24 protein-coding genes are annotated in these 25,906 nt (G+C 63.5%); 16 read left to right on the top strand and 8 right to left on the bottom strand.

Going from position 1 to position 25,906, the window contains the following annotated elements:
* Nucleotides 1-55 precede the first annotated feature (55 nt).
* Together ACGYLA_RS08985 and ACGYLA_RS08980 are read left to right on the top strand one after the other, a co-directional pair.
* Nucleotides 56-457 (top strand): DUF4864 domain-containing protein, encoded by a 402-nt coding sequence (locus ACGYLA_RS08985; RefSeq protein WP_394431973.1) that lies wholly within the window; start codon nucleotides 56-58, stop codon nucleotides 455-457.
* 147 nt (nucleotides 458-604) lie between these two features.
* Entirely contained in the window at nucleotides 605-2,893 is a 2,289-nt protein-coding gene (locus ACGYLA_RS08980; protein WP_394431971.1) for a glycosyl hydrolase family 28-related protein, read from the top strand.
* A 59-nt stretch (nucleotides 2,894-2,952) separates the two neighbouring features.
* Here the strand turns inward: ACGYLA_RS08980 and ACGYLA_RS08975 are convergent, their stop codons facing one another.
* Together ACGYLA_RS08975 and ACGYLA_RS08970 are read right to left on the bottom strand one after the other, a co-directional pair.
* Complete coding sequence (locus ACGYLA_RS08975) at nucleotides 2,953-3,624, bottom strand: hypothetical protein (protein ID WP_394431968.1); 672 nt, start codon at nucleotides 3,622-3,624, stop codon at nucleotides 2,953-2,955.
* A gap of 128 nt (nucleotides 3,625-3,752) precedes the next feature.
* Complete coding sequence (locus tag ACGYLA_RS08970; RefSeq protein ID WP_067268122.1) at nucleotides 3,753-3,938, bottom strand: PLDc N-terminal domain-containing protein; 186 nt, start codon at nucleotides 3,936-3,938, stop codon at nucleotides 3,753-3,755.
* A 181-nt stretch (nucleotides 3,939-4,119) separates the two neighbouring features.
* On the opposite strand from ACGYLA_RS08970, the gene ACGYLA_RS08965 reads away from it, so the two are divergent.
* Both ACGYLA_RS08965 and ACGYLA_RS08960 read left to right on the top strand, forming a co-directional pair.
* Nucleotides 4,120-4,476, top strand: coding sequence for a PRC-barrel domain-containing protein (locus ACGYLA_RS08965; RefSeq protein WP_067268120.1), 357 nt, complete (start codon nucleotides 4,120-4,122; stop codon nucleotides 4,474-4,476).
* A 233-nt stretch (nucleotides 4,477-4,709) separates the two neighbouring features.
* Nucleotides 4,710-4,979 (top strand): GlsB/YeaQ/YmgE family stress response membrane protein, encoded by a 270-nt coding sequence (locus ACGYLA_RS08960; protein WP_209217057.1) that lies wholly within the window; start codon nucleotides 4,710-4,712, stop codon nucleotides 4,977-4,979.
* Between the two features lie 60 nt (nucleotides 4,980-5,039).
* On the opposite strand, the gene uvrB is transcribed toward ACGYLA_RS08960, so the two are convergent.
* Nucleotides 5,040-7,244 carry an excinuclease ABC subunit UvrB gene (gene uvrB, locus ACGYLA_RS08955; protein ID WP_394431966.1) on the bottom strand — a complete coding sequence of 735 codons (2,205 nt, stop codon included), beginning with the start codon at nucleotides 7,242-7,244 and terminating at the stop codon, nucleotides 5,040-5,042.
* An 87-nt stretch (nucleotides 7,245-7,331) separates the two neighbouring features.
* A complete protein-coding gene (locus ACGYLA_RS08950; RefSeq protein WP_394402424.1) occupies nucleotides 7,332-7,616 on the bottom strand; it encodes an antifreeze protein in 285 nt (94 codons plus the stop codon).
* Between the two features lie 141 nt (nucleotides 7,617-7,757).
* On the opposite strand from ACGYLA_RS08950, the gene ACGYLA_RS08945 reads away from it, so the two are divergent.
* Together ACGYLA_RS08945 and ACGYLA_RS08940 are read left to right on the top strand one after the other, a co-directional pair.
* Complete coding sequence (locus ACGYLA_RS08945) at nucleotides 7,758-8,069, top strand: ETC complex I subunit (protein WP_067268114.1); 312 nt, start codon at nucleotides 7,758-7,760, stop codon at nucleotides 8,067-8,069.
* A 240-nt stretch (nucleotides 8,070-8,309) separates the two neighbouring features.
* Nucleotides 8,310-9,764, top strand: coding sequence for a sodium:alanine symporter family protein (locus tag ACGYLA_RS08940; protein ID WP_067266940.1), 1,455 nt, complete (start codon nucleotides 8,310-8,312; stop codon nucleotides 9,762-9,764).
* 58 nt (nucleotides 9,765-9,822) lie between these two features.
* Here ACGYLA_RS08940 and ACGYLA_RS08935 read toward each other — a convergent pair whose 3' ends face one another.
* Both ACGYLA_RS08935 and ACGYLA_RS08930 read right to left on the bottom strand, forming a co-directional pair.
* Nucleotides 9,823-11,205: an amidohydrolase family protein gene (locus ACGYLA_RS08935; protein ID WP_394431963.1), complete on the bottom strand. Its 1,383-nt coding sequence runs from the start codon at nucleotides 11,203-11,205 to the stop codon at nucleotides 9,823-9,825.
* Complete coding sequence (locus ACGYLA_RS08930) at nucleotides 11,205-11,900, bottom strand: GntR family transcriptional regulator (protein ID WP_168613037.1); 696 nt, start codon at nucleotides 11,898-11,900, stop codon at nucleotides 11,205-11,207. The genes ACGYLA_RS08935 and ACGYLA_RS08930 overlap by 1 nt, the downstream gene beginning before the upstream one ends.
* A gap of 200 nt (nucleotides 11,901-12,100) precedes the next feature.
* Here ACGYLA_RS08930 and ACGYLA_RS08925 point away from each other — a divergent pair, with 200 nt between their 5' ends.
* The 9 genes from ACGYLA_RS08925 (at nucleotide 12,101) to ACGYLA_RS08885 (ending at nucleotide 21,721) form a co-directional block, all read left to right on the top strand.
* Complete coding sequence (locus tag ACGYLA_RS08925; protein ID WP_394431960.1) at nucleotides 12,101-13,666, top strand: ABC transporter substrate-binding protein; 1,566 nt, start codon at nucleotides 12,101-12,103, stop codon at nucleotides 13,664-13,666.
* 65 nt (nucleotides 13,667-13,731) lie between these two features.
* Nucleotides 13,732-14,718 carry an ABC transporter permease gene (locus tag ACGYLA_RS08920; protein WP_394431958.1) on the top strand — a complete coding sequence of 329 codons (987 nt, stop codon included), beginning with the start codon at nucleotides 13,732-13,734 and terminating at the stop codon, nucleotides 14,716-14,718.
* A 12-nt stretch (nucleotides 14,719-14,730) separates the two neighbouring features.
* Nucleotides 14,731-15,654 (top strand): ABC transporter permease, encoded by a 924-nt coding sequence (locus ACGYLA_RS08915; RefSeq protein ID WP_168613040.1) that lies wholly within the window; start codon nucleotides 14,731-14,733, stop codon nucleotides 15,652-15,654.
* A gap of 9 nt (nucleotides 15,655-15,663) precedes the next feature.
* A complete protein-coding gene (locus ACGYLA_RS08910; protein ID WP_209217103.1) occupies nucleotides 15,664-16,629 on the top strand; it encodes an ABC transporter ATP-binding protein in 966 nt (321 codons plus the stop codon).
* Entirely contained in the window at nucleotides 16,626-17,663 is a 1,038-nt protein-coding gene (locus ACGYLA_RS08905) for an ABC transporter ATP-binding protein (RefSeq protein WP_271688997.1), read from the top strand. The genes ACGYLA_RS08910 and ACGYLA_RS08905 overlap by 4 nt, the downstream gene beginning before the upstream one ends.
* A gap of 4 nt (nucleotides 17,664-17,667) precedes the next feature.
* Nucleotides 17,668-18,300 (top strand): flavin reductase family protein, encoded by a 633-nt coding sequence (locus ACGYLA_RS08900; RefSeq protein WP_394431955.1) that lies wholly within the window; start codon nucleotides 17,668-17,670, stop codon nucleotides 18,298-18,300.
* Nucleotides 18,300-19,040: an aspartate/glutamate racemase family protein gene (locus ACGYLA_RS08895; protein ID WP_168613627.1), complete on the top strand. Its 741-nt coding sequence runs from the start codon at nucleotides 18,300-18,302 to the stop codon at nucleotides 19,038-19,040. The genes ACGYLA_RS08900 and ACGYLA_RS08895 overlap by 1 nt, the downstream gene beginning before the upstream one ends.
* 12 nt (nucleotides 19,041-19,052) lie before the next feature.
* Nucleotides 19,053-20,258: an amidohydrolase family protein gene (locus tag ACGYLA_RS08890; protein ID WP_394431953.1), complete on the top strand. Its 1,206-nt coding sequence runs from the start codon at nucleotides 19,053-19,055 to the stop codon at nucleotides 20,256-20,258.
* Nucleotides 20,243-21,721, top strand: coding sequence for a chlorohydrolase family protein (locus ACGYLA_RS08885; RefSeq protein ID WP_394431951.1), 1,479 nt, complete (start codon nucleotides 20,243-20,245; stop codon nucleotides 21,719-21,721). The genes ACGYLA_RS08890 and ACGYLA_RS08885 overlap by 16 nt, the downstream gene beginning before the upstream one ends.
* A 97-nt stretch (nucleotides 21,722-21,818) precedes the next feature.
* On the opposite strand, the gene ACGYLA_RS08880 is transcribed toward ACGYLA_RS08885, so the two are convergent.
* Complete coding sequence (locus tag ACGYLA_RS08880) at nucleotides 21,819-23,237, bottom strand: amidase (protein ID WP_394431949.1); 1,419 nt, start codon at nucleotides 23,235-23,237, stop codon at nucleotides 21,819-21,821.
* A 148-nt stretch (nucleotides 23,238-23,385) separates the two neighbouring features.
* Entirely contained in the window at nucleotides 23,386-24,192 is an 807-nt protein-coding gene (locus ACGYLA_RS08875; RefSeq protein ID WP_394431947.1) for an IclR family transcriptional regulator, read from the bottom strand.
* A 147-nt stretch (nucleotides 24,193-24,339) separates the two neighbouring features.
* On the opposite strand from ACGYLA_RS08875, the gene ACGYLA_RS08870 reads away from it, so the two are divergent.
* Complete coding sequence (locus tag ACGYLA_RS08870) at nucleotides 24,340-25,896, top strand: M81 family metallopeptidase (protein ID WP_394431945.1); 1,557 nt, start codon at nucleotides 24,340-24,342, stop codon at nucleotides 25,894-25,896.
* Nucleotides 25,897-25,906: the final 10 nt, after the last annotated feature.

Here is a 25,906-nt window from a genome sequence, read left to right as displayed (position 1 = left end):
TTGCGTGACTTAGATCATTCAGCAAGGGCAAGGGGGAAAGGCAATGCGCAAAGGGATGTTCACATTTTTCGGAGGGCTGGTGCTGTCGGCCCTCCTGAGCTTTGGCGCGATGGCGCAGCAGGCTGAGATCGAAGAGACGATCAACCGCCAGTTCGACGCTTTTCGCGCGAATGATTTCGCCGCCGCATTAGAATTCGCCACGCCGAATTTGCAGCGTTTTTTCCAAACCCCTGAGAATTTCCGCAGCATGGTGAGCAATGGCTACCCGATGGTGCAGAACCCGGCGGAGGTGCGGTTCCTCGACCGGCGCGCGGATGGGGCGCGTTTCTATCAGGTGGTGCAGGTGGTTGATCCTCAGGGGTTCACGCATCTGTTGGGCTATCTGATGGAACGGACGGAGGCGGGCTGGCGCATCGGCGCGGTGCAAATCCTCGACGCGCCGGGGGCCAATGTCTGACCATTGTTGCGCCGCCCCCGCGCGGCGGGGCAAGTGTGGGTTAATACATCGTTGATACTTCCTTGACCTCGCGGTTCGGCCTGTCCGAGCCTGAGCAGTTGAGCGGCGCGCCCCGGTGGGAGGTGCGGACCGGGGAAAGGAAAAGCGATGAACAAGGCGATTACCGATGGCGTGGTGTTGATGCCCACCCCCTTTGCGGCGGGGCTGGATGTCTGGTCGAGCGGCGACGGCACGCCGGGGTCGGACACCTATGAGAACGCGGCCAATGCCGCCTTTGTCCCCGCGGATCAGGACTTTGGCGGGGCGTTGGAACTGCTGAAGACGCAGGCCACGCAGCGGCTGCGCTACATGGGGCAGACCCCGCTGCTGCCGGGCTGCTATCTGCGGGTCACGGCGCGGGTGAAGGCGGTGAGTGGCAACCTGCCGACGGTGCGGATCGCGGGCTATCCGGCGCAGGCGGGTGGGGGCCGGGTGAGCGGCGTGACGGAGGCCGGGCCGTCGGTCACGCTGACGGCCTATGGCGAGATGGTCGAGGTCAGCGCGATCATCGGCAGCGGCGACCGCGGCGGGGTCGATATGGTCTGGGGCACCGGGGCCGTCTATGGGCATTTCGGGTTGGACCTGACCGGGCCGACGGGCGGCGTGGTGCGGATCGACGATATCGTGATTGAGGATGTCACCTCGGTCTTTCTGCGGGACATGTTGGCGCAGGTCGATGTGCGCGACTTTGGTGCGGTGGGCAACGGGGTGAGCGACGATACCGCCGCTTTCGAGGCGGCAAATGCCGCCGCGGCGGGGCGCACGGTGCTGGTGCCCGCGGGGAACTACTTGCTGAACGGGGATGTGACCTTTGACACGCCGGTCAAATTCGAGGGCCATGTGACCATGCCGGTGGGGGCGGTGCTGCTGCTGCGCCGCAATTTCGATCTGCCCAGCTATATCGAAGCCTTCGAGAATGAAGAGACCGCTTTTCTGAAAGCCTTTCAGGCGCTTTTGAACAACGCGGATCACGACTCGCTCGATATGGGGGGGCGCAAGGTGAATGTGACCGGGCCGCTCGACATGCAGGCGGCGGTGCCGGACAAGACCAGCTATGCCACCCGTCGGGTGATCCGCAACGGCCAGCTTGAGGCCGCGGCGAGCAGCGCATGGGATACGGTGGTGGTGACCTCGCAGGCGCGCTACGCGGCCTCGGACGCGCGCAAGCTGACCAATGTGACCAATATCGCCAACGTGCCGGTGGGCGCACTGGTTGAAGGGGCCGGGGTGGGGCGCGAGATTTATGTGCGGTCCAAGAATGTCGCCACGCAGAAGATCACGCTCAACGCGCCGCTTTACGATGCGGAGGGAACGCAGAATTTCACCTTCCGCAAGTTCCAATACATGGTGGATTTCAGCGGCTTCGCCTCGCTGTCGAAATTCGTGCTCGATGATATCGAGTTCCAGTGCAACAACCGGTGCAGCGCGATCAACCTCGCGCCCTCGGGGCTGATCTTTCACCTGCGGGACTGTTTTGTCAGCCGCCCGAAAGACCGCGGCGTCACCTCGATCGGCGGGGGCTGTCAGGGCATGTTGATTGACCGCTGTCAGTTCCTGTCGGCAGAGGATGCGCTGACGGTGCCGAACCGGACCTCCATCGCGCTTAACACCAACGCCAACGACGTGAAGCTGCGCGATTGCCGTGCGACCAAATTCCGCCATTTTGCACTGCTGGCGGGGGGCAACAGCATCGTGACGGGCAATCACTTCTTTCAGGGCGATGCGGTCGACAACGGTGTACGCTCGGCGGGGCTGATCCTTGCTTCGGCCCATACCAGCGCGGTGGTGACCGGCAATTACGTCGATAATTGCTTTATCGAATGGACGAATGAGCAGGACCCGACCCCGGCCTTCTCCACGGGCTATTCGTTCAGCGCGCTTAGCATCAGCGACAATATCTTTCTGTCCGGGGAGGTGGCCCCGTGGTTCAGCTATATCGTGGTTAAACCGCATGGTGCGGGGCATTTCCTGAGCGGGGTGACCATCACCGGCAACCGGTTCCGCAGTTTTAACGGCAGCATCGACCGCGCCGAGCGGGTGGATACAACCTTTGCTGATCTTGACCTGTCGCGGTGCAAGAACGTGGTGATGAAGGGCAATTCCTTCCATGCGGTGACCACGCAGGTGGAGAATATGGCCGAGATCGAGTTCACCCAGTCGACCCCGTCAGAGACTTGGGTGATCGATACCGCCGGGCATCTGCCGTTCGAGGGGCAAGCGCTCAACAGCGATGCGGTGGTGGCCCATGGGGCGATCCGCAACGGCAACAACGTGGCGCAGTTCGACATGCCTTATGTGAAACACGCCGAAGGGCCGGACCGGGATCAGTTGCATGTGGTTTGGCCAACGCCGGTGAAGGGCAAGCTCTCTGTTATGGTGCGGATGGACAACCGCTGACCGTGGCGCTGCGCTGAGGTGTGAAGAGGCCCTGCCGGAGATCGGCGGGGCCAATTGCTTTAGAACTCCCGCCAGAGGCTGAGGGTAAGGGCCGAATTTTCTGGCGCGTCGAAGGGGATTTCGCTGCCCAACTGCAGGCGGTATTTCGTGAAGCTGGGCGACAGAACGATGGAAGGGGCGAATTTGGCATAGGTCTCACCCCCGGTGTAGGTAAGAAAGACCTGCGCCATTCCGGTGGTCACGGGGGTGAAGTCGAGCCCGGCGGTGCTGTCGATCTTGATGACCTCTTGCGAAAAGCCGAACTCCCACCTTGCGGAGGCATCGATGGTCAGCCAGCCATTCCGTTCGCCCAAGGTGAAGCCGCGGCCCCAAGACAGCCCGGCCCTGAGGTGGGGCGAGATGAACTCCCCCGACCAGCTTGCTCCGGCGCCGATATCGTAAGCCCAGCGACCCGTATCGCTCGGCTCCCCCAAGGGGAAGCGCAGGAAGACGGTGGCATGGCCGCTTTGCAGGCCAAAACGGCTTTGTGCGGTGTTGAGGTCAAAGCCGAGGGTGAGAGATTGACGCAGCCCGTATTCGATATAGGTGCTTTGGGAGAGGTCGTAGAAGTATGTCGCCGAGAAGGAGCTTGAGATGAAGGTCGTGCCTTCCTCGCGCAGCCACGGCCCGGCGTGGGCGGCGGTGGGGCTGAACTGGCAGGCCAGTAGGGTAAGACAAAGGACAGATCGCATGGCAGGCTCCTGCTGCGATCTTGGTTAATGGCGGTTAACAAATCGTTGCTTGCCGGGGGGAAGGTGAAAACCCGGCGCCGAGGGCACCGGGTTTCGCAGTTGCTATGTCAGGGTCGCCCGGCGTGGGCTCAGACGTGGGCCTTGTTACCGCGGGGGCCTGCGATGAGCCAGACGATGAAGCCCAGCACCGGCAGGATGATGATGCCCAAGACCCATGCGATCTTGGCCGCGCCCGAGGCGCTGGAGGTGACGACCTGATAGATGGCGTAGATGTCGGCGATGAGGATGATGAGCCCTAAAAGTCCATATTCCATTGTTTGATCCCTCTCGAATGCGTGTGTTTCTATTGAGTGATCAACCCGAAGGTGCGCCGAATTGTTCCCGCTCCGCGCCGCGCTGGGGCTGAGCCAATCCCCGCCAACCTGCCCGTATCGCTGGAACCGGGACCGTCCGGCTCGGGTTTTGCCGTTACAGCAATCAAGAGAGGAACAAGCCATGACTGACACGACAGCACCCGCATCGCTGGTTTCTTCGGACAACGTGAACGGCACCGCCGTTTTCGGCGCGGATGGGACCGAAATCGGCCATATCGACCACCTGATGATCGACAAGAAATCCGGCAAGGTCGCCTATGCCGTGATGGGCTTCGGCGGTTTTCTGGGGCTCGGGGAAGAGCATTATCCGGTGCCGTGGAACGCGCTGAACTATGACCCCTCGCGCGATGGTTTCATGACCAACATCGATGAGGCAACGGTCAAAGGCGCGCCGGAGCGGACCGAGCAGTGGCACAGCGACCGCGCGTGGCAAGAGCGGACGTTCGATCACTATGGCGTGCCTTATTACTGGATCTGATAGGCGCTCTAGATGGTTAAGGGAGGCGATGACGCCTCCCTTTCGCTGTGGCGATAGTTTGCGCAGCCCATTGTTTTCGCACAGTGGATCGGGTCTGATGAGAGTGCGGCTGGTTTGGCCGTGATTGGAAAGGAATCCCCGATGCGCCGAATGATCGCTCTCGGCCTGCTGCTGACCCTTGGGGCATGCGGCGTGCCATTCGTACCCTTCATTTGATTTAGGAGAACCCTTCGATGGAAGCCTTTCTTGATACTCTTGGCGCGGTGGCGCTGATCGCGCTCGTGGTGGTCGGGCTTGCCGCCGGGGCCATTGCCGGGGCCGTGGCGGGCCGGAACCGTATCCTTTACCTTGTTCTGGGGGTCGTCGGCGCCGTGGCGCTGCCCTTCATTCTTGCCGCGCTGGGCGTGACAGTGGTGGCCGCGGGGGGCTTGCTGTTGCTGCTGGTCGTCGCCGCAATCGGTGCGGCGCTGGTGTTGGCCTTGGTGGCGGCACTGCGACGGTAACCGCGGTGTTTTAGGGTTGGATTGTGCAAGGGCCACCCTGAGCTGGGCGGCCCTTTTTCTTTAGCGTTTACGGCGCTTTACATTGCCGCCGCGCATTCCGCCGCGGCCTGAGGTGCTGCGGCCCGAGGCTTGCTGCGCGGCATCGACGGCGCGGTCGACTGCCTGCTGCCGGGCCATCGGATCATCGGCGACGGCAAGGTCCACAGCCTCCAGCCGTTTGACCTCGTCACGCAGGCGCGCGGCTTCTTCGAACTCGAGGTTTTCGGCAGCCTTGCGCATATCGGCGCGCAGCCCGTCGAGCACGGCTTGCAGGTTGCCGCCCGCCATCGGCTTGTCGACCTTGGCGGTGACGCGGTTCATGTCCACGTCGCCTTTGTAGAGTCCCGCGAGGATGTCTTCGACGTTCTTTTTCACCGTGGCGGGGGTGATGCCGTGTTCCTCGTTATAGGCGATTTGCTTGGCGCGGCGGCGCTCGGTCTCGCCCATGGCGCGCTCCATGGAGCCGGTGATGCGGTCGGCGTACATGATGACGCGCCCTTCGGCGTTGCGCGCGGCGCGGCCGATGGTCTGGATGAGGGAGGTCTCCGAGCGCAGGAAGCCTTCCTTGTCGGCGTCGAGGATGGCCACCAGCCCGCATTCGGGGATGTCGAGCCCCTCGCGCAGCAGGTTGATCCCGATCAGCACGTCGAAGGCGCCCAGCCTCAGGTCGCGCAGGATTTCGATCCGCTCGATCGTGTCGATGTCGGAGTGCATGTAGCGCACCCGGATGCCTTGTTCGTGCATGTATTCGGTGAGGTCTTCGGCCATGCGTTTGGTCAGCACGGTGCAAAGCGTACGGTAGCCATCGGCGGCCACCTTGCGCACCTCGTCCAGGAGATCATCGACCTGCATTTCAACGGGCCGGATCTCGACCTGCGGGTCCAAAAGGCCAGTGGGGCGGATGACCTGTTCGGTGAAAACACCGCCGGTCTGCTCGATCTCCCACGCCGCGGGGGTGGCCGAGACAAAGACCGACTGCGGACGCATGGCGTCCCATTCCTCGAACTTCAGCGGGCGGTTGTCCATGCAGGACGGCAGGCGGAAGCCGTGCTCGGCCAGGGTGAACTTGCGCCGGTAGTCGCCCTTGTACATGCCGCCGATCTGCGGGACCGAAACGTGGGATTCGTCCGCGAAGACGATGGCGTTGTCGGGAATGAATTCGAACAGGGTGGGGGGCGGCTCACCCGGGGCACGCCCCGTCAGGTAGCGCGAGTAGTTCTCGATCCCGTTGCAGACGCCGGTGGCTTCCAGCATCTCGATGTCGAAATTGGTGCGCTGCTCCAGCCGCTGCGCTTCGAGCAGTTTGCCCTCGGCGACCAGTTGGTCGAGCCGCGTGCGCAGCTCTTTCTTAATGCCCTGAATGGCCTGCTGCATCGTCGGTTTCGGCGTCACGTAGTGGCTGTTGGCGTAGACGCGGATTTGATCGAAAGTGTCGGTCTTCTCGCCGGTCAGGGGATCAAATTCGGTGATGCTTTCCAACTCCTCGCCAAAGAAAGACAGCCGCCACGCGCGGTCATCAAGGTGGGCGGGGAAGATTTCAAGACTGTCGCCGCGCACCCTAAAGGAGCCCCGCTGGAAGGCCGCGTCGTTGCGCTTGTACTGCTGGGCCACCAGATCGGCGATGACTTTGCGCTGGTCGTACATGCTGCCCGCTTTCAGGTCTTGGGTCATCGCGCCATAGGTCTCGACGCTACCGATGCCGTAGATGCAGGAGACCGAGGCCACGATGATCACGTCGTCACGCTCCAGCAGCGCCCGGGTGGCCGAGTGGCGCATCCGGTCGATCTGCTCGTTAATCTGGCTCTCCTTCTCGATGAAGGTGTCGGAACGCGCGACATAGGCCTCGGGCTGGTAATAGTCGTAGTAGGAGACGAAATATTCCACCGCGTTGTCGGGGAAGAAGCCCTTGAACTCGCCGTAGAGCTGCGCCGCCAGCGTCTTGTTGGGAGCGAGGATGATGGCGGGGCGCTGCGTCTCTTCGATGACCTTGGCCATGGTGAAGGTCTTGCCCGTCCCGGTGGCGCCCAGAAGCACCTGATCGCGCTCGCCCGAGTTCACCCCTTCGGTTAGTTCCTTGATCGCCGTGGGCTGGTCGCCCGCCGGGTCGAATTCGGTGACCAGTTTGAACTTATGGCCGCCCTCCAGCTTGGGGCGGTTGCGCACGTCTGGTGCGGGGTTTGCCAGCATCGGCATCCCCTCGGTCTTGTCGGAATGGGCATAGGGCATCGCGGGTATCCTTCGTCAAGCTTCCCATAGGTGCCCTCTTTCACGCGGGGTTCAAGGGGCAGGGGGGCGCGAAGGGCGCTTTTGCCGCTACTTCATCAACCGTTTACGATTCTGTCGCACCTTGCGGGCCAGAGGGGCGAGCGAGGCGTCCATGATCTGATCCGGGCTTTTGCCCAGCATCATGGCCTGCGTCCCGGCGGTGAAGGCTTTGACCATGGCCGGGCCTTTCTCGGCCACCATGCGGTTGTTCTCACCGGGGCGGGCGGGCAGCGCGCCTGCCATGCCCAAGAGGCGCAGCGACATCACGATCTGGGTTTCCACCGCCAGGGCGGCGATCTGGCTTTGCAGGGCGAAGAGGGCGAAGGGGGTCATATGGAACACTCCAATGGGGTGGTCTTGATGTAGTCTCTGCACCGCAGCATGGTAGGCTTTATTTGCGGGGGGCTGCATTCCCTTGCCCCTTGGCACGGAATATTAGATAAAGCCCAAGGTTATTGAAGCGAGAGTCCCGAAATGCGCGCACGTATCTACCAACCCGCCCGTACAGCGATGTCCTCCGGCACGGCCAAGACCCGTGTCTGGCTGCTTGAGTTTTCGCCCGCGGAAGCGCGCAGGGTCGATCCGCTGATGGGCTGGACTTCGTCAGATGATACGCAAAGCCAAGTGCGCTTGCAGTTCGATACCCGCGAAGCCGCCGAAGAATACGCCCGCGATCATGGCATCGACGCGCAGGTGCAACTGCCCAACAAGCGCAAGCCCAACGTCCGCCCCGGCGGCTATGGCGAGAATTTCGCGACCGGCCGCCGTGGGGCGTGGACGCACTGAGGGTGTGAAGACTGGGGGTGTGAAGGCGGTCGCCTTCTTGCGCGGGCCATGCGCCCGCCCTTCGGCCTGCGCCCCTATTCATCTAACCGCGTAGCAGGTAGCACCACATTTTCGCGCGGTGGCGTGCAGCCCCGCGACGATCGATACTGACGCCCGCCGGGCGTTTTCATTTCGGTTCAAAGCTTTCCCTTGTCTGCCGACGCGTTAGTTGTTGAACATGCAAACGAGGGGGACAAGAATATGACCGCAATCGTCGATTTCCTGAACACCGTCTTATGGGGCTACGTCCTCGTATATGGCCTGCTGGCTGTCGGGCTTTACTTCACTTGGCGCACTGGTTTCCTGCAATTCCGGCATTTCGCCGAATTCTTTCGCGTGGTCAGATCCTCGCGTGACACTTCCGCCGCGGGCATTTCGCCATTTCAAGCGCTGACGATCTCTCTGGCCAGCCGGGTCGGTACGGGCAACCTTGCCGGGGTGGCCGTGGCGATCTATCTCGGCGGGCCGGGGGCTGTGTTCTGGATGTGGGTTGTGGCACTCGTCGGCATGGCGACGGCCTATGCGGAATCGACCTTGGCGCAGCTTTACAAGGTTCGGAACGCGGATGGGCAATACCGTGGTGGGCCGGCCTTCTACATGTCCCGGGGCATCGGGTCGAACGCCATGGGCTATGTCTTTTCGGTCTGCCTCATCATCAGCTTCGGCCTGATTTTCTCGGCAGTACAGGCAAACTCGATCTCCGTCGCGATGGAGGAAGCCTTTGCCATTCCCAAGCTCGTCACCGGCCTTGTCGTCGGCGGTTTTGCGGGCATCGTCATCTTCGGCGGGATCAAATCCATCGCGCGGGTCGCGGAAAAGATCGTTCCTGCCATGGCCGGGCTCTATATCGTCGTGGCGTTGCTCGTCGTGGTTCTGAACATCGCCGATGTGCCCGCCATGCTGGCCTTGATCGTCAAATCGGCCTTTGGTTTCGAAGCGGCGGCAGGCGGCTTTACGGGGGGCTTCATGGTGGCCCTGCTCAACGGCGTGAAGCGCGGTCTGTTCTCGAATGAGGCGGGCATGGGCTCGGCCCCGAACATCGCCGCCGTCGCGGTGCCCGATCCGCACCATCCGTCCAGTCAAGGGCTGGTGCAGGGGCTTGGCGTCTTTATAGATACGCTGGTGATCTGCACGGCCACGGCGCTGATGATCCTGCTCTCGGGCGTGGTCGACTATTCCGAAGGTGCGGCGACCGGCATGGCGCTGACCCAGATCGCTTTGGAACAGCATATCGGCGCATTCGGCCCGATCTTCATCGGGATCGCCATCCTGTTCTTCGCCTTTACCTCGATCATCGGGAATTATTCCTATGCCGAGAACGCGATGGAGTTCCTTGGGATGGGCAAGCGTATCCCGCTTCTCGTGCTGAAGGCGCTGGTGATCGCGATGGTGGTCTGGGGCTCGTTGCAGGCGGTCACGACCGTGTTCAACTTCGCCGATGCCTCCATGGCACTAATGGCGACGGTCAACCTGATCGCCATCCTGATCCTGTCCAAGACCGTCGCCAAACTCACGCGGGACTATTTCGCGCAGCGCAAGGCGGGGAAGGAGCCGATGTTCAGGATCGCCGAATATGCCGAGCTTGGCGATGGCGTCGATCACACGATCTGGAACAGCAATGTTGCCCGTGAAACGGAAGGCGCCAAGCCCGACTGAACGCGACAGAAGGCGAGGGGGTGGCCCCTCGCCTTTACTGTTCCGCGCGTGATGTTCGTTATTCTACGAGAAGATGCGACAGGTCGCAGCGGGCGAGGGCCGCATTCAGTTCTCCCGCAGCTGCGTCGAGTATGCCGCCTTCGTCCAGTGCCGTTTTGCGGTCTCTCATGCCGACTTCCCCGTTTACGATGACCGTATGCACATCCGCTGCATTGGCAAATTGCGCGACCGTGGTCAGCGGCATCATCGGCGGGTAGAGATGCGGTTTGCGGCGATCGAGCATGACGATATCCGCCTTCTTGCCCGGTTCGAGTGAGCCAAGGTCCGCCTCCATCCCAATCGCCTTGGCGGCGTCGATGGTGCACATTTCCAGCACATCACGCGGCATCATCACCTCCGGGTCGCGGAAGTGGCGGCGGTGGTAGTGCAGGCATTGGGCCATGTGGCGGAACATGTCATAGCCCCGGTCCGGCGCCGCGGCGTCCGAGCCGATCGCCACGTTCACCCCCATTTCGCGCAGTTCGGGCGCGGGGCAGCGGCCCAGAACCGACATGATGGCCGAGGGGTTGTGAACGATCGACGCGCCGCTGCGTTTGGCCGCGTCCATATCCTCGGGGGTGAGGTCGACCGAATGGGACAGATAGGCCCATGGGCCGAGAATGCCGAGGTTTTCGGCCAGCGCGATGGAGCCGGACCGGTGCCCATCCTGAGTGAACAGTAGCCCATGTTTTTCGCGCAGGTCCATCGCGGCGCGGCACATCGCGCGGATGTCATCGGGGGCCTGCGCAAAGTCCTCGGGCGAATAGACCGGCATGATGAGGCAGACCCCCGCGCCATCGTTCAAGAAATCCCCGTTGGTTTGCGCGAGTTCAGCGCAGACCTCTAACTGATCCTCGAAGGACAGGCTGACCTCCCGGGCAAGGTCCAGACTGCGGTAGGGCTTGGGGAAGGGGCGGCGGTTCAGGCCCGCGGCCAGCATCGTTCGGATGCCGACCTCGCGCGTGGCCTCAGAATGGAGATTGCCCGCTTCGACCGTATCGGTGCGGTAATGATCCGCCCCGCCGCCAAGCAGCATCGTGCAGGTGGTGATCCCCGCCTTCAGCCGCTCAAGCCCCGAAAGCCGGGCTTCGGCCTGCCAGAACGCGGGGGTGGAGCCGCGGGTGTAGATCGTCTCGCAGGCCTGAAACCACGCATCGCCATCGCCGCCGCCTAGGTTGCGCGTCAGCCCGTGGCCCGCATGGGCATGGCTGTCGATCAGCCCCGGCAGGGTGATCATATCGCGCCCGTCGATCACCTCGGCGGTCTCGGGGAGGGGCACTTCGCCCGCGGGGCCGACGGCGGTGATGCGGTCGTTTTCGAACAGCACGGTGGCATCGTCGATGACACGTCGCTCCGCGTCCATCGTGATCGCGGTGGTGTGGATGATCGCATGGCTGGTCATTACAGGTCCTCGCTCAACGCGGCCCCGAGGACATCGTCCTGCGCCGCAGCGCCGTCTTGCGAGGCTTCAAGTTTCAAAGTGCGCTCCGCTTCCAGAAGATGGGCCTCCATCTCTGTCATCGCGGTGTCGAAATCCCCGGCGGCGAGGGCCGCGACGATGGCGGCATGTTCGTCCGGGCCGCATTGCGTATCGCATTTCGGTTTGAACACAGCCGTGACCAAGGTGCTTTTTGAGACGAGGTCGCGCAGGATATCGGCCAAAAGGGGAGAGGCGGCGAGTTCGGCCAGCAGCATATGAAAGGCGCCCGAGAGCCGGATTATGCGCGCCGTATCCCCCGCCGCCAGCGCTTCGCGTTCTTCGGCGATATGGGCTTCCAAGGCGGCCAGCTTCTCTTGCGCGCCGTGTTTCTTCAGCGCTTCGATCACGCCGCGTTCCACGACGCGGCGGGTGAAAAAGACATCGCGGGCTTCGTCGACCGATGGTGTGGTGACAAAAGCGCCGCGGTTCGGGATGTGGCTGACCAGCCCGTCATGGGTCAGTTGGTCCAATGCCCGCCGAATGCGCGGACGGCTGGCGCCAAAGATTTCGCACAGCCGTTCCTCTTTCAATCGCGTGCCGGGCGGCAGGCGACGTTCGGCGATGGATTTCCAGATCCGTTCATAGATCTGCTTCTCCGTGAGCTTTGCTCCTGTCACCTACCGGCCCCCCTCAAATCTTTATTTACTAAATTTGCCTCAATAGTCGTCGAAACGCCCGATAAAGTGCAAGCAATTAATGTCAGCACAGATTGTTAACAATAATTGTAGACAGAAAAATGGAATCGTGCCAGCCTAGCTTTAGTCGCTGTGATGCAGGTCCGCTGTGCTCGCAGGGCGGCACGAACAGGGAGATAACAATGACACCGCGCAAATTTCTATTCACCTCGGCTCTGGCGCTCAGCTGTGCCAGCATGGCGCAGGGCGAGACCTTCCGCCTAGGCACCAATGGCGACCTCTACGGTCTCGACCCGCATTCGATGACCGACAGTTTCACCGTCTCTTTCTTGAATCACGTCTATGAGGCGCTGGTCCGCTATGACGCCGATCTCAAGATCGAACCGGCGCTCGCCACCAGTTGGGAGCAGATCGACGAGACCACCGTGCGCTACAAACTGCGCGAGGGGATCAAGTTCCACGACGGGCAGGATTTCTCAGCCGAAGATGTGGTGGCCTCGGTCAAACGGGCGGCGCATGAAGATTCCCCCATTCGCGGCAATATCGCCGGTCTGGTCGATGCCAAGATGGTCGATGAGATGACCGTCGATCTCATGCTCGACGGCCCGAACCCCCTTTTGAATAACTTCCTGACCAATGTGCTGATCTTCGACAGCGGCTGGCTTGAGGAACATGATGCGCTTGACCCGATCGACGCGCAGAAGGGCGAGGAAGGCTACACCACCTCCAACGCCAATGGCACCGGCCCCTTCCGCTTTGAATCCCGTACCCCGGACGCGCAGACCGTGCTGACCGTGAACGAGGATTGGTGGGACGAGCCGCAGCACAACCTGACCCGGATCGAGTTGAACCCGATCAACTCCGATGCGACCCGCGTGGCGGCGATGCTCTCGGGCGAGCTGGACATGATCGTGCCCTCGCCCTTGCAGGACGCCAAGCGGATCGAGGCGACCGAAGGCATGCATGTGCTCGAAGCGCCGGGCCTGCGCGCGATCATGATGGGCATCAACATGTCCGACACGTCGAACAACCCCAACCAAGACGACAACCCGCTGCAAAAGGTCGAGGTCCGTCAGGCGCTGGTTCATGCCATCAGCTATGACCTGCTGCGCGACAAGATCATGCGCGGCAAATCCCGCAACCTCGGCGGTCTGGTGGCCCCCCAGGTGCCGGGCTTTGACGAAGGGGTCGATGAAATCCCCGCCTATGATCCCGAAAAGGCCAAGCAGATGCTGGCCGATGCCGGATACCCCGAAGGCTTCAGCCTGAACATGAACTGCCCCAATGACCGCTACGTCAACGACGCGGCGATCTGTCAGGCGCTGGCGGCGATGTTTGCCCGCGTCGGCGTCAAGGCGGACCTCACGGCAGAGACCAAGGCGATTCATTTTGAGCGCGCCCGCGCCAATGAGACCGACATGTTCATGCTGGGCTGGGCCACGCTGCCGATGCTCGACGGGTATTCGGTGCTCTCGGCGATGCTGCACACGCCCGAAGGGCAGATGGGCACATGGAACCCCGGCGGCTACTCCAACCCCGAGGTTGACCGTCTGACCAAGGCCGTGGCGACCGAGCTGGATGCCGAAAAGCGGATGGAGATGATGGTCGAAGCCTTCCGCATCGCCGATCAAGAGGTGGCATGGTTGCCGCTGCACGCCCAGCCCCTGTCGTGGGCCGCGCGTGATGCGGTGAAGATCCCCCAGACCGCGGATGACAAACCGCGCCTCTGGCTCGCCCGGATCGAGTAACCTGCCCCCGGGCGGGCGCCCTCCCCACGCCCGCCCACCGATAACCTTGCCAGCCGGAGGCCAGCATGTTCGCCTTTCTTATCCGCCGCATCATACAGGCCGCGCTGGTGATGCTCGTCGTCGCCTCGATCGCCTTTCTGATGTTCCGCTTTCTGGGTGACCCGATTTCCAATCTTCTGCCCGAAGACGCCACCGTGCAGGACCGCGCCGAGATGCGCGAGAAACTGGGGCTCAACGACCCCGTTCTGGTGCAATACGGGCGTTTCATCGCAGATGCGGCGCAGGGTGACTTTGGTCAGTCCTATCGCAACAACCGCCCCGTCTCGGACCTTTTGGCCGAACGCTTTCCCGCCACTGCCGAGCTGGTGCTGGTCGCCGCCGGTCTGGCGCTGGCACTTGGGGTGCCCTTGGGCATCTACACCGCCCTCAACCCGCGCGGCTGGCTGAGCCAAGGGTTGCAGGTGATCTCGCTCCTAGGGATCTCGGTGCCCACCTTCGTCACCGGCATTCTGCTGATCCTCGTCTTCTCGGTCACGCTGGGATGGTTGCCAAGCTTCGGGCGCGGCAAGGTGGTCGATCTGGGCTGGTGGACCACGGGGTTCCTGACGGTATCCGGCCTTAAGGCGCTGATCCTGCCCGCGATCATGCTGGCGCTGTTCCAGATGACGCTGATCATGCGGCTGGTGCGGGCCGAGATGCTGGAGGTACTGCGCGCGGATTACATCAAGTTCGCCAAGGCCCGCGGCATCCCGAACCGCATGCTGCATTTCAAATATGCGCTGAAGAACACGCTCATCCCGGTGATGACGATCTTTGGTCTGCAACTGGGCGGGCTCATCGCCTTTGCCATCATCACCGAGACGGTCTTTCAATGGCCGGGGATGGGCTTCCTGTTCATCCAAGCGGTGAACTTCACCGATGTGCCCGTGATGGCCGCCTATCTGGTGCTGGTGTCCTTCATCTTCGTCGTCATCAACACGCTGGTCGACCTTTTGTACAACGTCGCCGACCCGCGCCTGCGGGCCGAAAGAACGCCCGCGCGCGGCGTCTGAGGAGGTTTCCCTATGTCAAACTTCATGCCCATGCTCTATGCCTTCTGGGACAGCGATATCACCTACAGCTTCCGCAAGTCGCGGGTGGCGGTGATCTCGGCGCTGGTGCTGCTGGCGATGTTCCTCACGGCGATCTTCGCCCCGAGCCTTGCGCCGCAGGACCCGTTCAACATCGCTGAACTGGACCTCTTTGACAGCGAGTTGCCCCCGGCCTGGGCCGAGGGTGGCAGCGCCGCCTACCTGCTTGGCACCGACACGCAGGCCCGCGACGTGCTCTCGTCGATCATGTACGGGATGCGGATTTCACTGCTGGTCGGTTTCGCCAGCGTGATCCTTGCCGCCGTGATGGGCGTGGCGCTTGGCCTTTTGGGCGGCTTTCTTGGCGGGATCGTCGATGCGGTGCTGATGCGGATCGCCGATGTGCTGCTAAGCTTTCCGCCGATCCTCGTGGCGCTTTTGATCAACGGTATTCTGCGCGGTGCGCTGCCAAGTTCGGCGCAGGCCGAGTCGGCGCTCATTGTGTTGATCCTGTCGATCGGGCTGACCAATTGGGTGCAATATGCCCGCACCGTGCGCGGCTCGACCATGGTGGAACGCCGCAAGGAATATATCGAGGCGGCGCGCACCCTCGGCACCGGCAAGCTGGCAATCATGATCAAACATATCCTGCCCAATGTCCTCGGCCCCGTGCTGGTCATCGCCACGATCAACCTCGGCATGGCGGTGCTGACCGAGGCGACCCTGAGCTTTCTCGGTGTCGGCATGCCGCCCACCCAGCCCTCGCTCGGCACGTTGATCCAGATCGGCAACGAATTCCTGTTCTCGGGCATCTGGTGGGTCGTCGTCTTTCCCGCCGCGGCGCTGGCGATCCTTGTGCTGGCGGTCAACTTGCTGGGCGACTGGCTGCGCGATGCGCTCAACCCCAAACTGCGCTGAGGTAATCCCATGTCACTTCTCGAACTGGACAACATCGTTGTCGAATTCCCCACCCGGCGCGGCCCGCTGGAGGCCGTCAAGGGGCTGAGCCTCGACCTCGACGAAGGCGAGATCCTCGGGCTGGTGGGTGAATCCGGCGCAGGCAAGTCGATCACGGGGGCCGCGATCACCGGGCTGATCGAACCGCCCGGCCTGATCCGCTCGGGCGAGGTGCGGCTGCGCGGCGCACGGATCGACAACCTGCCCGCCGACAAGATGCGCCGCATCCGCGGCAAGGAGATCGGCGCGATCTTTCAAGACCCGCTGACCAGCCTCAACCCGGTCTATACCGTGGGCGAGCAACTCATCGACACGATGCGTGTGCATCTCGGCCTCGACCAGAAAACCGCCCGCCAGCGGGCCATCGACTGGCTGGCCGAAGTCGGCATCCCGGCCCCTGAGGCGCGGCTTGACCAATACCCGCACCAGTTCTCAGGCGGGATGCGGCAGCGGGTGGTGATCGCGCTGGCGCTTTGTGCCGAGCCCAAGCTCATCATCGCGGATGAGCCGACCACGGCGCTTGACGTCAGCGTGCAGGCGCAGATCCTTTCCCTGCTCAAGCGGCTCTGCCGCGAGAACGGCACGGCGGTGGTGCTGGTGACCCACGACATGGGCGTGATCGCCGAGACGGCGGACCGCGTTGCGGTTATGTATGCCGGGCGGCTGGTTGAGATCGGCGATGTGAAACAGGTCATCGAAGAACCGCTGCACCCCTATACCCGCGGCCTCATGGCCTCTATCCCGCAGATCGGCATTCGCGACCGGCGCCTCACGCAGATCGAAGGCGCCATGCCCGGGTTGCGCAACCCCGCGCCCGGCTGCGCCTTTGCGCCGCGCTGCCCCCGGGCGATGGACCATTGCCACAGCATCCGCCCCGCGCCGCAGGATGCCGGCACCGGCCAAGTCGCCTGCCACCTTTACGGAGAGACGTCATGACCCCCCAGATCACCCCCGACGACATCCTCAGCGTGCAGAACATCTCGAAACGCTTCGACGTGTCCGAACCCTTCCTCAACCGGCTGCTGGAACGCCGCCCGCGCCGTATCCTGACGGCGGTGAACGACATCAGCTTTGAGGTGCCGCGCGGCAAGACCTTTGCCGTGGTGGGCGAGTCGGGCTGCGGCAAATCCACCGTGGCGCGGCTTCTGATGGGGTTGCACAGCCCGAGCGGCGGCACGATCCGCTTTGAGGGGGACGACATCACCCATATGCCCCCCGGCAAACCCGCCGCCCTGCGCCGCCGAATGCAGATGATCTTTCAAGACCCCTATGCCTCGCTCAACCCGCGCTGGCGGGTGCGCGACATCATCGGCGAGCCGCTCAAGAACTTCGGCATCTGCAAGACCCGGGCCGAGGTCACCCGCGAGGTCGAGAAACTGCTGAGCCAGGTCGGTCTGAACCCCGCCGATGCCAAGAAATTCCCGCATGAGTTCTCCGGCGGCCAACGCCAGCGCCTGTCCATCGCGCGGGCGCTTACGACACGCCCCGAACTGCTGATCTGCGACGAGCCGACCTCGGCGTTGGATGTGAGTGTGCAAAGCCAGATCCTCAACCTGATGAAGGACCTGCAGGACGAGTTCAACATGAGCTACATCTTCATCAGCCACGATCTGGCGGTGGTCTGGTACATGGCCGACGTGCTGGCGGTGATGTATTTGGGCAAGATCGTCGAGGTCGGCCCGAAGGAAGAGATCTTCGGCAACCCGCAGCACCCCTACACGCGCCTGTTGATGGAAACGGTGCCGAAGCTGACCGTGGGCGGCGCCGAACGCGCGCCCGTGGCAGGAGAGGTGCCGAATCCGATCTCACCGCCGCCCGGTTGCGCCTTTCACCCGCGCTGCCCGATGGCGAATGATACCTGCCGGAGCGTGGCCCCCGCGCTCAACCTGCGCGAGGGCGGTCAGAAGTCAGCTTGCCACGCGGCGGATGAGGGGCGGTTGAAGCCGTGGCTTCGGTTGGCGGCGGAGTAGGGGGATGGAGTTCGATTTCACCACCCTGCCAGAACGCGACCGCTACCGGCTGTTGTCGAGCTTCGTGGCGCCGCGCCCCATCGCGCTGGTCACCACGTTGAGCGCCGATGGTGTGCCCAATGCCGCGCCGATGAGCTTTTTCAACGTCTTCTCGCAGGAGCCGCCGATCGTGATCCTCGGCATCCAGTGCCGTCCCGACGGCAGTATCAAGGACACGGTCACCAACATCGACCGGCGTCAGAGCTTTTGCGTCAATATGGTCGACATGGCCTTGGCCGAGGCGATGATCACCTGCGGGATCAGCTACGCGCCCGACGTGGATGAGATCGCGACCGCCGGGCTGACCATGACCCCCGCCAGCCAGATCGACGGCGGCTGGATCGCGGAAAGCCCCTGCGCCATGGAGTGCGTGGTCGAAGAGACCATCCGCTATGCCCGGCGCGAGATCATTCTGGGCCGTGTCGTGCAGATGCATGTGCGCGACAACTGCCTTGACGAGGCGGGCCGCTATGTCCGGCCCGAAAATTATCAGCCCATCGCGCGGCTGCATGCCGACAATTACATCAGCTCCGACCGGCAGTTCGAGCTCAAGGTTCCCGAGACGCCGCCGGTTGGCGTGACACAGAAAGCCAATTGATGAAAATTCACCTGATCAATCCAAACTCGACCGCGGGCATGACCGAGGCCATCGCCCGCACCGCCCGCGCCCAAGCCGGGCCGGGGGTCGAGGTTGTTGCCGCCACCGCGCGGGCGACACCGCCCAGCATCGAAGGCTATGCCGATGAGGCCCGCGCCGTGCCCGCCATGCTCGACGCCATTCTTGAGGCCGAAGCGGCAGGGGCCGCGGCCCATGTGATCGCCTGTTTCGACGATCCCGGTCTCGACGCCGCCCGGGCCGTGGCCAAGGGGCCGGTGATTGGTCTGTGCGAAGCCGCGCTCATTGCAGCCGGGCGGATCGCCAAACGCTTTTCGGTCGTCACCACCTTGCCCCGGGCCGTGCCGATCATCGAAGACCTTGGCGACCGTTACGGCTGTGGCCGTGCGCTCTGCGCCGTACATGCCGCCGACATCCCGGTGCTCGACCTCGAATATGCGCCGGTGCAGACCCTGCCGCTGATCGCCCGCAAGATCCGCCAGACGGTCGAGGAAGACCGGGCCGAGGCCGTGGTGCTGGGCTGCGCAGGCATGAGCGCGCATCTAGAGCAATTGGGCCGCGACGCGGGCGTGCCGGTGATCGACGGTGTAGGCTTTGCCATCCGCATGGCCGCTGGCCTTGCCGCGACCGGGCTGGTGACCGCCAAGACCGGCGCCTATGCCCTGCCGCGCGTCAAGCAAGCCGCCGCCCCGCAAGCGCGCGTCGCCCCTCTGACACGATAGACAGGACAAGACATGACCAAGCCTTTGCTGCTTAAGAACCTCCGCCTCATGGGGGCGGATGCCGCCGATGTGCTAATCGAAGGCGGGCGCATCGCGCAGATCGCGCCTGAGATCACGCCGATGGGGGAGGTCACCGTTGAGGATTGCGGCGGCGCGCTGGCGCTGCCGGGCCTCGTCGATGCGCATGCACATCTCGACAAGACGCTCTGGGGCATGCCCTGGCACCCGCATCAGCAGGGCAAAAGCCTGCAACAGATGATCGACACGGAGCGCAAGCTGCGTCACGAGTTGGACATGGACGCAGAGCGGCAATCGGCACGGCAGGTGGCCCTGGCGCTGTCGAAGGGCACCACGGCGATCCGCAGCCATATCGATATCGACACGGAACATGGGTTGAGCCTGCACCGGGGCGTGGCCGCCACCCGTGCGCGCTATGCGGATGTCATGCAGATCGAGACCGTCGCCTTTCCGCAATCGGGCTTGATGATCCGCCCCGGCACGATGGAGCTGATGGACCAAGCACTGCGCGAGGGCGCCGACATCGTCGGCGGGTTGGACCCCTGCGGCATTGACCGTGACCCCAAAGGGCAGCTTGATGCGGTCTTCGGTTTAGCTGAAAGACATGGCAAAAAGATCGACCTCCACCTGCACGAGCCGGGCGAGATGGGCGCATTCAGCCTTGAGATGATCCTCGATCGGACCGAGGCGCTTGCCATGCAGGGCAAAGTGACGGTCAGCCATGCCTTTTGCCTTGGCATGAACGATCAAGCACGGGTGGCGGGATTGCTCGACCGGATCGCGGCGCTGGAGGTCTCGCTGGCTACCACCGCGCCCGCTGCGCGTCCGGTGCCCTCAGTCGCCGCGTGCCGCGAGCGCGGCATCGCGATCTGCGCCGGCAACGACGGCATCCGCGACACTTGGACCCCTTACGGCAACGCCTGCATGTTGGAGCGCGCGATGCTCGTCGGCCTGCGCAACAATTTTCGCGCGGATGTTGAGGTTGGCTGGGCGCTCGACACCTGCACCACCGAAGGCGCGAAGGTGATGGGGCTTGAGGGCTACGGCCTTGCCGAAGGCTGCCGCGCCGATCTGGTGTTGGTGGATGTCGAAGCGGTCTCGGAGGCCATCACCCTACGCCCGCCGCGCCGCTTGGTCCTGTCGGGCGGTCAGATCGTGGCCCGCAACGGCGAGACGGAGGCGACATGGCAGAGCGTTTGAAACGCAGCGCCCTGACCGCCGCTTGGGTCGTGGGGCATGAGGACGGGCAACATTGCCTTTACCGCAATGGCACTGTGGTCGTAGAAGGCGAAAAGGTGCTGCACGTCGGCCATGACTTCGCAGGCGACGTGGCCGAGACCATCGACTTTGGCGAGGCGCTGATTGGGCCGGGCTTCATCGACCTCGACGCGCTGGCCGATCTCGACACCACTGTACTTGGCTATGACAACCATCCGCCTGAGTTAAAGGGCCGGGTTTGGCCCGAGAGTTACATGGCCGCTGGCCCGCGTGAGATGTACACGCCCGAGGAACTGGCCTTTCAGAAACGCTATGCCTTCACCCGGCTGATCCGCAACGGCATCACCACGGCGCTGCCCATTGCCTCGCTCTTTTACCGAGCTTGGGGCGAGACGGCAGAGGAATTCGACGCCGCGGCAGAGGCGGCGGCGGACCTCGGGCTGCGGGTCTACCTTGGCCCCGCCTATCGCAGCGGCAATCTGGTGGTGAATGAAGATCGGCAAATCGGTTTTCACTATGATGAACCGCGCGGCTTTGCGGGGCTGGCCGAGGCCGAAGCCTTTGTCGCGCGGCACGAAAATAGCCACGGCGGGCTGATCCGCACCATGTTGGCCCCCGACCGGATTGAGACCTGCACGCCCGCGCTTCTGCGCCGCAGCGGGGCGGCTGCCCGCAATCTGGGCGTGCCGATCCGCCTCCATTGCTGCCAGTCGCGTCTGGAATATGATCTGGTGCTGCAACAGCATGGCAAGAGCCCGTTGGAACTGCTGCGCGATACCGAGTTTTTCGCCCCATCTACGATCCTGCCACATGGGCTGTTCCTGTCGGGCCTCAACGGCATCACCCATGCCGCACCTGATCTCGAAATCCTGACGGCCTCCGGTGCCGCCCTTGCCCATTGCCCGCTGGTGATGGCCCGTAGCGGCAAGATCATGCAGTCCTTCGCACGGTTCCGCGACCTTGGCGTCCCCATCGGTATGGGCACCGACACGCATCCCGCCGACATGATCCAGAACATGGCTCTGGGCGTGATGACCGCCCGTATCGCGGAGGGTGATCCGACCGCCGTCCGCGCCGCCGATTTCTATGATGCCGCCACCCTCGGCAGCGCAGCGGCGCTGAACCGTCCTGATCTGGGCCGGCTGGCCCCGGGGTCCGCCGCCGACCTGAACGTCATCCGGCTGGACAGCCCCGACATCGGGCAGCGCATCGACCCCATTCAGACGATCCTGCTTAACGGCTCAGGCCGCGACGTATCGGATGTGATGATCGCGGGGCGGTTCGTCATGCGCGATGGTGTCATCCCCGGCGTCGACGACATGGCCTATCACGCCAAAGCGCAGGCGCAGTTCGATCGGATGGTCGCGCAATATCCTGACAGGACGCTGTTTCATCCCCCGGTGGAGGAGATTTTCGCGGGCAGCTACGGGGTCAAAGGCCCATAGCCGCTGTGGACGAAGCCCGCGACCGCCTGAGCTATCGCTAGCCGATGGCCCGCCTCACAGTAGATGCGGGCCACCGGCGTCACGCTTTGAGGCTAGCTCACGCCCCCCACAACCGCCTGCAAACCGGGGCAATCTCACCTTCGATCGCCGTCATCGCGTCAACGACCAGGTCCTCGCGCCAGCGGCGGCCTGCGATTTGCACGCCGATGGGCTGCGGGCCTTGGGGCAGTTCCGCGATATGCGTGGGGATGTTGCCCGCGGGCAGGCCGGTGAAGTTCATGACGAAGGACCAAAGCCCCTTGCCCAAGACTTCGCGCACGCCCTCCGGGCCTTCGGTGTCGCGCCCGGCGGTGAAGAAGGGGGCGAACATGAAGGGGGTCAGCACGAGGGGGTAGTCCTCAAGAAACAGCGACCATTCGCGCGCGTAATGGGTGCGTTTGGCCAGCATGGCGAGCTGTTCGGTGCCTTTGAAGGGCGGGTATTCGGCGTAGTAATCTTCAAAGATCTCCTTCAGATCGTCGGAGCCGTGGGTACGGATGTCCTCGCCCATCAGCGCTTCGACTTCGCCCATGAGGGCGCGATAGCCGTTTTTGCCAGCTTCATAGGCAAGGGGCGGTTCCACCTCTTCGACGGCGTAGCCTGCGTTGGACAGGGCAGAGGCGGCTTTGTCGAGCGCGGTGGCCACATCCGGATGCAGGCCAAAGCCGAAATCATCGCGGGTGAAGGCCACGCGGATCGGGCCTTCGATGGCGTCGCCGCGCCAGGGCAGCGGCACATGGAAGGGGTCGCGCGCATCTGCGGCGATCAGGCTGGGCATCGACAGATGCAGGTCCGCCGCCTTGCGCACGATCAGCCCCTGCACCGACATGGATTGCGCCAAGAGACCGCGCTCGGCCTTTTGGCTGGGATTGAAGGCGGGCACGCGGCCTAGGCCCGGCTTGACCGTCACCGCGCCATTGGCCGAGGCCGGGAAACGCAGCGAGCCGCCGATGTCGTTGCCATGGGCCAGCGCGCCGATCCCGGCCATGACAGCCGCCCCCGCCCCACCGGACGACCCGCCCGCCGAAAGGTGCTGCCCCCAAGGGTTATGGGTGCGCCCGTAGAGCGGGTTGTCGGTATCGGCGCGAAAGGAAAACTCCGGCGTGTTGGTGCGCCCGATGACGATGGCACCTGCCTGTTTGAGGTTGCGCACCACCGGCGCATCTTCGGGCGCGATGATGTCTTTGAAGGCAGGCACGCCGTTGCTTGTGGCATGGCCCTTTTGATCGACGTTGATCTTGATCGTGACCGGAACACCATGCAGCGGCCCTTTGGGCGCGTCGCTTTTGTCGAGGGCGGCAGCCTCGGCGCGGGCCTCATCGGCGAGGGTCTCAACCACAGCGTTCAAAGCCGGATTGACCTTTTCCATGCGGGCAATCGCCGCCTCGGTCGCTTCAACCGCCGAGAGTTTTCCTGCGCGGGTCGCGCTTGCGATTTCCTGCGCGTCCCATTGCCAAAGCGGTTTACTGTCGGTCATTCCGGTTCCTTTCGTTCAGTCGTTTTTCAAAGCGCGCATCCGCGCCCTGATGTCGCGAACTTCGGAGAAAGAATTTAGCAACGCAAGTAAATTCGCGGCGAAACCCTTTGCCGAAGGCGGGGGTGGCTATATTCGAGGCTTTGGGCGGTCACCCGGCCATGATGGCACTGGCGGCCTCTATGGCGAGGGGGGCAGCCTTGGCGACAAATTCCTCCGGCGTGTATTCCGAGAGGGAGCCTGCGAGATGTATCGCGCTGAGCGGCGCGCCGTTCCGGCCGGTGATGGCGACGCCCACCGCGACCTCGCCCAAGGCATATTCATCACAGACCACGGCAAAGCGGTTTTCGCGGGCGATGCTAAGCTCGGCCATGATCGCTTCGGGGTCGGTCTTGGTGCTGGCGGTGAAGGGGTGCAAGGGCGCGCGGGTAAGGATTTCGCGCGCCGCGTCATCGGGAAGCTGTGCCAGCGCGGCGCGCCCGCCCGCGGTGCAAAAGGTCGGCACGCTGTGGCCCACGAGGGTGGCGAAAAAGGTCTCGCGTTTGCTTTGCATGCGCAGGGCATAGATCAGGCGCGTCTCGTCATAGAGGCTGAGATCGACCCGCTCGCGCAGGGATTTGCGCAGTTCCAGCAAGACGGGCGTGGCTTTCTGCACCACGGGGTCGAGCCGCAGCAGGTCAAGCGTGTGATCGAGCAGGCGGATCCCCGGCAGGTAGCCCCGGTCATCCCCGCTGCGCCGGATATAGCCGAGTTTGGTGAGCGTATGAACCAGCCGTTGCGCCGCGGATCGGTCGATGCCTGCGGTCTTGGCGATGTCGGAAAGGGTCATCGGCCCGGTCGCGTTGTGAAAGGCGCCCAGCACCTGCATTGCGCGATCTGCCGCCCGGACGAACAAACGGTCGTCCTCTGCCTGATTCTGCGCCGCCTGCGGGGCGTCTTCACGGAAAAATCTACTCATAAATGGCCTGTAGTTGACGAATCGTTAAAGCGCCGCTTACGCTTGCTGTGCACTATAGCTGTATTGCAATGCGATACACAATGGGCGTGGCCCGCGGATGCCGGGGCCGAGAAGGCGAAGGAGACAGGTTTGGAAAGTGGTTCTGGAATGCGCGTGGCTGTTGCGGGCTTTCTGCACGAGACAAACACATTCGCCCCCAACCCGGCGGATATGCAGGCTTTCCAACTGGGCGGTGGCTATGTCCCCATGGTGCGCGGCGCGGCGATGTTGCCCGCCTTCGAAGAGGTCAACCTTGGCATGGCGGGCGCGCTGCGGGTGGGCCAAGCGCAGGGTTGGGACATCGTGCCGATCCTTTGGGCGGGGGCGATCCCTTCGGCCCATGTAAGCCGCGATGCCTATGAGACGATTGCGGGTGAGATCATCGAAGGCATTCGGCAAGCCGGGCCGCTCGACGGGGTCTTTCTGGACCTGCACGGCGCCATGGTGGCGGAGCATCTGGACGACGGGGAAGGCGAGTTGGTTCGCCGCCTGCGTGCGGTCGTGGGGCCGGATGTGCCCATCGCCACGGCGCTTGATCTGCACGGAAATATCTCTGAAGATTTCGTTGCGAATGTCGATATGCTCGTCGGTTTTCGCACCTATCCGCATGTGGACATGGCCGATACCGGTGCTGCCGCGGCCCGCCAACTCGACCGGATCATGACCACCGGCCAGCGTCCGGCCAAAGCCTTTCGCCAGATGTCATATTTGGTGCCGATCCCGTTTCAATCGACCGAAATGTCGCCGGGACGTGAGCTTTATGAGGGGGTCGCCGCCTGCGAAGCCGCGGGGGCGCTTTCGGCCAGCCTGTTCATGGGTTTCCCGGCGGCGGATATTCCCGATTGCGGCCCCGTGGCCGTCGCCTATGGCGAGACGCAGACTGCAGCAGACGCCGCCGCCGACAGGCTTGCCGCAGCCTATGAGGCGGCAGCGCCCGCCTTTTTGGAAAATGAGGCCTATGATCCCGACAGGGCGGTGGCCGAAGCGCTGTCGCGTGCCGCCGGGCCGGGGCGCGGGCCTGTGGTCATCGCTGACACTCAAGACAACCCCGGCGCGGGCGGCGTATCGGCCACCACGGGCATGTTGCGCGCGCTCCTCAAGGCCGAGGCCCAGAACGCGGCCATCGGGTTGATCGTCGACCCCGCCGCTGCCGAGGCGGCGCATCAGGCCGGGGTCGGTGCCGAGGTTAACCTGCGCCTTGGCGGCCACGCCGACATCACGGATGACGCGCCGTTTGAAACGGTGGCGACGGTCCAGCATCTTTGCGACGGAACGCTGCGCGCGAGCGGCCCCTATTATGGCGGCACGGCGCTGGACCTCGGCCCTTCGGCCTGCCTGCGCATCGGCGGGGTCCATGTCGTCGTGACCAGCCGCATCGCCCAGATGGCCGACCGCGAGATGTTCCGCTTTGTCGGTATCCAACCCGAAGAGATGGATCTTTTGGTGGTCAAAAGCTCCACCCATTTCCGCGCAGACTTTGCCCCCATCGCACGCGACATCCTTGTCGCCTGTGCGCCGGGGCCGATGCCGCTCAATCCAGCCGATTTGCCCTTCACGCGTCTGCGTGCGGGGCTTCGGCTGTCCCCGAATGGCCCCCGTTTCGGGGCCAATGGTGCCCAAAGCGCACCACCCGACCAGGGCGGCAAGACCGCCGTGGCCCAATAAAAACCAAAAG

Origin of the sequence: Sulfitobacter sp. 1A13679 (genome assembly GCF_043557115.1) — a bacterium.
GTDB classification, from domain to species: domain Bacteria; phylum Pseudomonadota; class Alphaproteobacteria; order Rhodobacterales; family Rhodobacteraceae; genus Sulfitobacter; species Sulfitobacter faviae.
This window is presented reverse-complemented; position numbering and strand designations above follow the sequence as displayed.

What these genes read in the sequence shown, in the direction of transcription:
- ACGYLA_RS08985 (WP_394431973.1), top strand. Translation starts at nt 56, where the DNA reads ATGTTCACATTTTTCGGAGGGCTGGTGCTGTCGGCCCTCCTGAGCTTT.
- ACGYLA_RS08980 (WP_394431971.1), top strand. Translation starts at nt 605, where the DNA reads ATGAACAAGGCGATTACCGATGGCGTGGTGTTGATGCCCACCCCCTTT.
- ACGYLA_RS08975 (WP_394431968.1), bottom strand. Translation starts at nt 3,624, where the DNA reads ATGCGATCTGTCCTTTGTCTTACCCTACTGGCCTGCCAGTTCAGCCCC.
- ACGYLA_RS08970 (WP_067268122.1), bottom strand. Translation starts at nt 3,938, where the DNA reads ATGGAATATGGACTTTTAGGGCTCATCATCCTCATCGCCGACATCTAC.
- ACGYLA_RS08965 (WP_067268120.1), top strand. Translation starts at nt 4,120, where the DNA reads ATGACTGACACGACAGCACCCGCATCGCTGGTTTCTTCGGACAACGTG.
- ACGYLA_RS08960 (WP_209217057.1), top strand. Translation starts at nt 4,710, where the DNA reads ATGGAAGCCTTTCTTGATACTCTTGGCGCGGTGGCGCTGATCGCGCTC.
- uvrB (WP_394431966.1), bottom strand. Translation starts at nt 7,244, where the DNA reads ATGCCCTATGCCCATTCCGACAAGACCGAGGGGATGCCGATGCTGGCA.
- ACGYLA_RS08950 (WP_394402424.1), bottom strand. Translation starts at nt 7,616, where the DNA reads ATGACCCCCTTCGCCCTCTTCGCCCTGCAAAGCCAGATCGCCGCCCTG.
- ACGYLA_RS08945 (WP_067268114.1), top strand. Translation starts at nt 7,758, where the DNA reads ATGCGCGCACGTATCTACCAACCCGCCCGTACAGCGATGTCCTCCGGC.
- ACGYLA_RS08940 (WP_067266940.1), top strand. Translation starts at nt 8,310, where the DNA reads ATGACCGCAATCGTCGATTTCCTGAACACCGTCTTATGGGGCTACGTC.
- ACGYLA_RS08935 (WP_394431963.1), bottom strand. Translation starts at nt 11,205, where the DNA reads ATGACCAGCCATGCGATCATCCACACCACCGCGATCACGATGGACGCG.
- ACGYLA_RS08925 (WP_394431960.1), top strand. Translation starts at nt 12,101, where the DNA reads ATGACACCGCGCAAATTTCTATTCACCTCGGCTCTGGCGCTCAGCTGT.
- ACGYLA_RS08920 (WP_394431958.1), top strand. Translation starts at nt 13,732, where the DNA reads ATGTTCGCCTTTCTTATCCGCCGCATCATACAGGCCGCGCTGGTGATG.
- ACGYLA_RS08915 (WP_168613040.1), top strand. Translation starts at nt 14,731, where the DNA reads ATGTCAAACTTCATGCCCATGCTCTATGCCTTCTGGGACAGCGATATC.
- ACGYLA_RS08910 (WP_209217103.1), top strand. Translation starts at nt 15,664, where the DNA reads ATGTCACTTCTCGAACTGGACAACATCGTTGTCGAATTCCCCACCCGG.
- ACGYLA_RS08905 (WP_271688997.1), top strand. Translation starts at nt 16,626, where the DNA reads ATGACCCCCCAGATCACCCCCGACGACATCCTCAGCGTGCAGAACATC.
- ACGYLA_RS08900 (WP_394431955.1), top strand. Translation starts at nt 17,668, where the DNA reads ATGGAGTTCGATTTCACCACCCTGCCAGAACGCGACCGCTACCGGCTG.
- ACGYLA_RS08895 (WP_168613627.1), top strand. Translation starts at nt 18,300, where the DNA reads ATGAAAATTCACCTGATCAATCCAAACTCGACCGCGGGCATGACCGAG.
- ACGYLA_RS08890 (WP_394431953.1), top strand. Translation starts at nt 19,053, where the DNA reads ATGACCAAGCCTTTGCTGCTTAAGAACCTCCGCCTCATGGGGGCGGAT.
- ACGYLA_RS08885 (WP_394431951.1), top strand. Translation starts at nt 20,243, where the DNA reads ATGGCAGAGCGTTTGAAACGCAGCGCCCTGACCGCCGCTTGGGTCGTG.
- ACGYLA_RS08880 (WP_394431949.1), bottom strand. Translation starts at nt 23,237, where the DNA reads ATGACCGACAGTAAACCGCTTTGGCAATGGGACGCGCAGGAAATCGCA.
- ACGYLA_RS08875 (WP_394431947.1), bottom strand. Translation starts at nt 24,192, where the DNA reads ATGAGTAGATTTTTCCGTGAAGACGCCCCGCAGGCGGCGCAGAATCAG.
- ACGYLA_RS08870 (WP_394431945.1), top strand. Translation starts at nt 24,340, where the DNA reads ATGCGCGTGGCTGTTGCGGGCTTTCTGCACGAGACAAACACATTCGCC.